Origin of the sequence: Micromonospora sp. NPDC000207, from assembly GCF_040300925.1 — a bacterium.
In the GTDB taxonomy this organism is placed as follows: Bacteria; Actinomycetota; Actinomycetes; order Mycobacteriales; family Micromonosporaceae; genus Micromonospora.
Genome location: NZ_JBEPEQ010000184.1, coordinates 1 through 6,784, shown reverse-complemented (window position 1 = coordinate 6,784; position 6,784 = coordinate 1). Strand labels below are relative to the sequence as shown.

Annotated in this window: 5 protein-coding genes, 1 pseudogene and 1 riboswitch; of the genes and pseudogenes, 4 read left to right on the top strand and 2 right to left on the bottom strand. The window is 69.8% G+C overall.

From position 1 onward, the window contains the following. Together ABT336_RS26365 and ABT336_RS26360 are read right to left on the bottom strand one after the other, a co-directional pair. A pseudogene (locus tag ABT336_RS26365) lies at positions 1-266 on the bottom strand (hypothetical protein); the annotation flags it as partial. Next, on the bottom strand, positions 263-1,069 hold the full coding sequence (locus ABT336_RS26360; protein WP_350900140.1) for a DUF881 domain-containing protein: 807 nt from the start codon (positions 1,067-1,069) through the stop codon (positions 263-265). The pseudogene ABT336_RS26365 and the gene ABT336_RS26360, both read right to left, overlap by 4 nt. 229 nt (positions 1,070-1,298) lie before the next feature. Here ABT336_RS26360 and ABT336_RS26355 point away from each other — a divergent pair, with 229 nt between their 5' ends. The 4 genes from ABT336_RS26355 to ABT336_RS26340 all read left to right on the top strand — a co-directional run bounded on the left by ABT336_RS26355 (position 1,299) and on the right by ABT336_RS26340 (position 6,681). After that, positions 1,299-1,565 carry a cell division protein CrgA gene (locus tag ABT336_RS26355; protein WP_350900138.1) on the top strand — a complete coding sequence of 89 codons (267 nt, stop codon included), beginning with the start codon at positions 1,299-1,301 and terminating at the stop codon, positions 1,563-1,565. A gap of 251 nt (positions 1,566-1,816) precedes the next feature. Further along, the gene (locus tag ABT336_RS26350) at positions 1,817-3,988 is read left to right on the top strand and encodes a (Fe-S)-binding protein (protein ID WP_350900136.1); all 2,172 of its coding nucleotides are present in this window, start codon (positions 1,817-1,819) and stop codon (positions 3,986-3,988) included. A gap of 217 nt (positions 3,989-4,205) precedes the next feature. Continuing rightward, positions 4,206-5,219: a C40 family peptidase gene (locus ABT336_RS26345; RefSeq protein ID WP_350900134.1), complete on the top strand. Its 1,014-nt coding sequence runs from the start codon at positions 4,206-4,208 to the stop codon at positions 5,217-5,219. Positions 5,220-5,478: 259 nt separating this feature from the next. Then, a riboswitch (cyclic di-AMP (ydaO/yuaA leader) is annotated at positions 5,479-5,619 on the top strand. 63 nt (positions 5,620-5,682) lie between these two features. Continuing rightward, entirely contained in the window at positions 5,683-6,681 is a 999-nt protein-coding gene (locus ABT336_RS26340; protein ID WP_350900132.1) for a C40 family peptidase, read from the top strand. Positions 6,682-6,784 lie beyond the last annotated feature (103 nt).

Sequence of the window (6,784 nt, the reverse complement as noted above, 5' to 3'; positions counted from 1 at the left end):
TGGGGGGGGGGGGCGGGCGGCCGCCCGCGCCGGGCGGCGCCGCCGTTGGCCCCCGCCGGCGGCGCGGGGCCGGGGGTGGGGCGGGTGCGTCGCTCCGGGTGGGCCGGTCGGGCCGTCGGCGTCGGGTCCGGCCACGGGCTGCGGGGCGCGCGACGGGGGTCCTGCGTGGGGTCACGCCGGGTCACGGGGGCGAGGAAGGCGGTGGCCTCGTAGAGCGGGTCGTCGTGGCGGCCGTCGCGCTCGTCCCGCCAGTCGTCGTGGCTCACCGGGGCACCGTCGCCGAGCGCAGGGCGGTCGAGTCCTCGAAGGCCGGCACGGTGACCGGGGAGACGGTCTCGCTGTAGCCGAGCTGGTAGTCGTCGACCGCTTCCTTGAACAACCGGACTCCCTTGGAGCCGGCGAGGGCCTGCTGGAGCGCGGCCGGATCGCCGATTGCTACGATCTTGAACGGTGGGGAGTACACCCGGCCGTGTAGCAGCAGGGTGTTACCGACGCAGCGTACCGCGCTGGTGGCCAGCACGCGGACATTCATGATTGACAGGGCCTCGGCACCGCCGGCCCACAGCGCGTTCACCACCGCCTGGACGTCCTGCTGGTGGACGACCAGTTCGTCGTTGCTCACCCCGTCGGGTAGGGCCTGGTCGCCGAGGCGCTGGGCGTCGTTCAGTTCGACGGTCACGCCCATCCCGGTGAGGGCCGTGAAGCCGGCGCTCTGCCGGCTCGCGTCGCTGCGTTCCCGTTGCTCCTTGATCGGGCCGTCCGACTCGCCCAGGGCACCGGTGGTGTTCTCGACGTCGGCCCGGAGCTCCGCGGCCCGCCGCTCGCTCGTCTCGACCTGCTCCCGCCGGTCCTCGATGACCTGCTTGAGCTCGGGGCGGCGGTCCTCCCGCAGGGCGGTGCCACCGGCAGTGGTGGCGGTGGTGGTGAAGAGCAACCCCGCCGCGAGAGCGATCATGGGTACGAAGATCGACCACCCCGGTCGTCGCTGGCGTGGCCGCCGTGGCACCAGCCCGGCGACCGCCCGCCGGAGCACCTTGCGCCAGGAGGCCGCGCCGGAGGTGTACTCCACGTGCGCTCCTTCCCGTGGTCGATCGGTCGGCCCACCCGGAGCCTGTCGATCAGTAGCCGGACCCGAACAGTCCTCCATATTTCGGTCACCGCGTGTGGCGGACCGGCACTATTCGTGGCTTGGGCGGGTTCTGTTGACTACGCTAGCTGTCGAACATTATTGGCCATGGACCGTCGCCCCCGCGCCCGGTTGCCAGGCCGGCCGGGTAGTCATCCCTCAGGAGAGCGTCGTGCCCAAGTCTCAGGTTCGCAAGAAGAAGGTGTACACCCCACCGACGGACGTGCGTCCGACCACGACCACGTCGGCGCGCACCAAGCCTAGCCCCGTGTGGCTGCCCGCCCTGGCGGTCTCCCTCATCGTCTTCGGCATCGCCTGGCTGGTCGTCTACTACCTCTCCGAGCAGGCGTACCCGGTGATGTCCTGGGGCTACTGGAACCTGGCCGTCGGGTTCGGTGCCATGGTCGGGTCCCTGATCGTCCTCTCCCGCTGGCGCTGACCGGGTAGCCCCTGCTCAGCACTTTTGGTCGCCGCCGCCTAAGGTGTCCGCAGGGCGGCGTGGCCCCGAGTGCGAGGAGTCTCACGTTACCGATGGGTAACCTTGCGCGTAGGCTGCACTGCATGACCGAGCGGAGCGAGGTCATCGACCGACAGGTCGGGTCCGCGGGTGCGGCGTGACGCCGGTCACCCGCTGAGCCGTACCTCCGGTCGCCGAGCCGCTCGACAGGCAGCAACCGGGAGGCCAACTCGATGGGCAGCGTCCAGATCGTCACCACGATCCTCGCGGCCGCCATCACCGCCGTTGCGGTGTGGCTTGCGGTACGCGCGGTCATGCAGATGGTGGCCGTCGTCCGGCTGGGTCAGCCGGACCCGTCCCGCTCCACCGACGTGGGCGCCCGCACCAAGGTCATGCTGGCCGAGACCGCCGGCCACACCCGGATGCTCCGGTGGAGCGTGGTGGGAGCCGCGCACTGGTTCGTCATGGTCGGCTTCGTCGTGCTGTCCCTGCTGGTGCTGGAGGCGTACTTCGAGGTCGTCTCGCCCACCGGCGGCCTGCCGCTGGTCGGGGGTTGGGCCCTGTACGGCCTGCTCACCGAGGCGATCGGCATCCTCGGCACGATCAGCATCCTGGTCCTGATCGGCATCCGGGTACGCAACCGGCCGACCCGCACCGGGGGGAAGTCCCGGTTCACCGGGTCCACCATGTGGCAGGGCTACTTCGTCGAGGCGGTGGTCCTCGCCGTCCTGGTGATGGGCTTCGTCATTCGGGGCTTCAAGGTCGCCACCGACCACTTCGCGTACCCGACCTGGGCCACCCCGCTCAGTCACGCAGTCGGCGCGGTCCTGCCCGACTGGGAGAACGGCGTCAGCATCGCCGCCCTGATCAAGATCTCCATCTCGATGACCTGGGTCATCGTGATCGCCCTGAACGTGACGATGGGCGTGGCCTGGCACCGTTTCCTGGCCTTCCCGAACATCTTCTTCAAGCGGGAGCCGGCCGAGGCGAACTCCGGTCTCGGTGCGCTGCGCCCGATGACGAGCCAGGGCAAGCCCCTCGACTTCGAGGAGGCCGACCCCGAGACCGACCAGTTCGGGGTCTCACAGGTGGAGCAGTTCACCTGGAAGGGGCTGCTGGACTTCAGCACCTGCACCGAGTGCGGGCGGTGCCAGTCGCAGTGCCCCGCCTGGAACACCGGCAAGCCGCTCTCGCCCAAGCTGCTGATCCTGAGCCTGCGCGACCACGCGTACGCGAAGGCGCCGTACCTGCTGGCCGGGGGTGGCAAGGACCTCACCGGCGAGGAGAAGGCCACCGCCGCGCAGCTGGCCCACGTGGACGTCCTGGCGCTGGCCGAGGCGGAGAAGCCACTTGTCGGCGACGCCGAGTCCGGTGGGGTCATCGACCCGGACGTGCTCTGGTCCTGCACCACCTGTGGTGCCTGCGTCGAGCAGTGCCCGGTGGACATCGAGCACGTCGACCACATCGTCGACATGCGGCGCTACCAGGTGCTTATCGAGTCGAGTTTCCCGTCCGAGGCCGGCGTGATGCTGCGCAACCTGGAGAACAAGGGCAACCCCTGGGGTGCCCCGCCGAACACCAGGGAGGACTGGACCAAGGGGCTGGACTTCGAGGTGCCCCGGGTCGGGGAGGTCGAGGACTTCGAGTACCTCTTCTGGGTCGGCTGCGCCGGTGCGTTCGAGGACCGGGCCAAGAAGACCACCCGGGCGGTCGCCACGCTGCTGCACGAGGCCGGGGTCTCCTTCGCCATCCTGGGCGAGGGGGAGACCTGTTCCGGCGATCCGGCCCGCCGGATCGGCAACGAGTTCGTCTTCCAGATGCTCGCCCAGCAGAACGTCGAGACGCTCAACGAGGTCTTCGAGGGGCGGGAACCCGCCAAGCGCAAGATCGTCGCGACCTGCCCGCACTGCTTCAACACCCTTGGCAACGAGTACGGCCAGCTCGGCGGCGAGTTCGAGGTGGTCCACCACACGCAGCTCCTGGCCCACCTGGTCGCCGGTGGCAAGCTCACCCCGGTCCAGCCTGTCGACGGCGGGGTCACCTACCACGACCCGTGCTACCTGGGCCGCCACAACCGGGTCTTCGCCCCGCCGCGTGAGGTCCTGGGCAGCGCCATCGGCGGCGGCACGGGCGACGCCGGTCTGATCGAGATGCCGCGCAACAGCGAGCGCTCGTTCTGCTGCGGTGCCGGGGGCGCGCGAATGTGGATGGAGGAGCGGATCGGCAAGCGGATCAACGTGGACCGGGTCGAGGAGGCCATGTCCACCGGGGCGAAGACGGTCGCCGTCGGCTGCCCGTTCTGCTCGACGATGCTCAACGACGGGGTCAACGGCAAGGGGGCCGGAGAAGAGGTCGAGGTGGTCGACGTGGCCAGCGTCCTGCTCCGCTCGGTCCGGCCGGAGTGACCGGAGGGTGACCGACCCCGATATTGATGGGTACCCCTCGATCGTCGAATAGCGGATACCGTTGGTGTGCAAGCGATTGCTTCACCGTAATGGTGAAGATTGTCTTCTTGCCCCGATCGCTTTGCTTCCCTAATGTTGGGCACCGGCCGCTTGTGGGTCGTCTGTCTCGCCCTCCCCTCCTCGCGAGGCGCCCGGCGGCCGGTCGGCAAAGGAGTCGGTGCCGGTGGCGAGCCTGCCCCCTCATCGTCGTGTCCCGAAAACGCCCGCCCGAGTACGCGGCGCGCGACGGGCATTGGCGCGTCTGACAGCCCTGTGTGCTGCCGTGATCGTCGGCGCCGGGATGCTCGCCGTACCGGCGCAGGCGGAGCCCACGGTCGAGGAGATCGAAGCGCAGATCGAAAAGCAGTGGCGCCAGCTGGAACCCACCATCGAGCAGTACAACAAGGTGCGGTCCGAGCTGAGGGTCAACCGCAAGAAGTCCGACGACCTCGCGAAGAAGATCGAGCCGTTGCAGCTCGAAAGCGAGTTGGCGCTGAACCGGATCGGTGAACTCGCCTCCCGGTACTACATCATCGGTCCCTCGTACGAGCTGGGCGCGGTGCTGGTGAACAGCCGCCCCGGGCAGCTCGGCGAACAGCTGACCCTGCTGGACCGGGTGGCCACCGAGCAGCGTCGGCAGATCGAGGACGTCCTGGCCGTTCAGGCCAGGTTCAACACCCAGAAGGAGAAGCTGGACACCCTCGTCACCACCCAGGTCAAGCAGGAGAAGGACCTGGCGAACCGGCGCAAGAAGATCGAGGGTGAGATCAAGACCCTCCGGGCTTCGATGCCGAAGACCACAGTGCAGACCGCCAACTGCCCCACCATCAACGGGGTGGTCAACGCGGCGGCGCGTACCGCCATCCGGACCGCCTGCGCCCAGATCGGCAAGCCGTACGTGTTCGGGTCCACCGGGCCGAACTCCTTCGACTGCTCCGGGCTGACCCAGTACGCGTACCGGGCCGCAGGCATCAGCCTCACCCACTTCACCGGGGCGCAGTGGAACGAGGGCCGGGCGATCCCGCGTAACGAGGCCCGCCCCGGCGATCTGGTCTTCTTCCGCAGCGACCTCAGTCACGTCGGCATCTACCTGGGCAACGACAAGATGGTGCACGCGGCGAGAGCCGGTGTCCCGGTCAACGTCTCCAGCATCAACACGATGCCGGTAGCCGGGTTCCGACGACCCGGCTGACCCTCGGCGTACCTGAGGCCCTCCGTCGTCGACCACCGACGACGGAGGGCCTTCGCGTGTGGCCTCGACGGCGGGTCCTTCGCGCACCGGCCGTCGGCTCCGCGCGTCGGTGACCGGCGTCGTGTGTCGGTCACGCCGCGCCCGAGAGTGAACGAACGTGAGACGGAGTGTCACGTATCGCTCCGTTGCGGATAGGTGGTCGTCTCTCTACGCTGGTGAACCGTCGGTCGGCAGCAGAACCGTCCAACCCGGGCGGTCACGAACGACACCGCCGAGTCGCCCGCACGGGTGATCCGGGAACCCAGGTACGTCGGGGTGAATCCGCAGTCCGCTGCGGTAGGGCGTCCCCTTCCGCCCGAACCCGTCAGCTGACCCGGTAGGCGGTTCCGTCGAAGGAGTACCGAGCCCGGTGGCACTTCATGCCCCGCGGCCACCGTCCACCAGGTCGGCGAAGGTCGACCCGGTGCCGGCTGGGCCGCGTCCACGCTCGTTCCGCTGCACCACAGCACTGGCCGCGACCGCTGCGGTCCTGGTCGGGGCCGCCGTCCTCGGGGTCCCCGCCCCGGCGTACGCCGAACCGTCGGTGACCGATCTCGAACGGCAGATCGACAGGGACTGGCACCGACTCGAACCGCTCATCGAACGGCACAACGCCGTCCGGCAGGACCTCGCCGACAGGCGTCGGGAGGCCGCCGCCCTGGCGGCCAGGATCGACCCGCTGCAACGCCAGGTCGACGCGGCGATGAAGCAGGTCAGCGACCTGGCAGTGCGGGCGTACAAGGGTGAGAGCTTCTCGGCGCTCAACCTGATGCTCTCCGGGCGCACCCCCGGTGAACTGGTCGGCCGGATCGAGCTGATGGACCGGTTCGCCCACCGCCGGCAGGAGGACGTCCGGGCCGTCCGGGACCTGCGTGACGAACTGGCGGCCGGGAAGACCCGACTCGACCGGATGATCGTCCAACTGACCCGGGCGGAGAGGGGACTCGCCGCCAGCCGTCGGCAGATCGACGCCGAGATCGACAGGTTGCAGAAGCTGCGGCTGCGGGCGTACGACAGTGGTGCCGGTGGGCCGCTCCGCCCGGCGCCCTGCCCCGTCACCTACCCCGGGGGTACGGCAGGTGACGTGGTCCGGTTCGCCTGCGCCCAGATCGGGAAGCCGTACGTCTGGGGCGCCGAGGGGCCGAAGGCGTACGACTGCTCGGGTCTGATGCTCGCGGCCTGGGCGAAGGGCGGCGTGGCGCTGCCGCACAACGCCGCCCGGCAGCGGAAGGTGACCACCCCGGTGAGCCGCGCCGACCTGCGCCCCGGCGACCTCGTCTTCTACTACCGCGACGTGCACCACGTGGGCATGTACGTCGGTGACGGCTGGGTGGTGCACGCCGCCCGGTCCGGGGTGCCGGTGCGGATGAAGCGCCTCGGTGACGCCCCGATCCACAGCTTCGGTCGCCCCGGCAAGGGCTGACCGTTCCGGCTGTCGGCGGGTGGACGTCGGCCCGTGAGACCGACGTGGTGTCCCTGCCGACGGCAGGCCCGGGTACCGCTGTCGCGGTGGTGCCCTGCGCGCC

What these genes read in the sequence shown, in the direction of transcription:
- ABT336_RS26350 (WP_350900136.1), top strand. Translation starts at nt 1,817, where the DNA reads ATGGGCAGCGTCCAGATCGTCACCACGATCCTCGCGGCCGCCATCACC.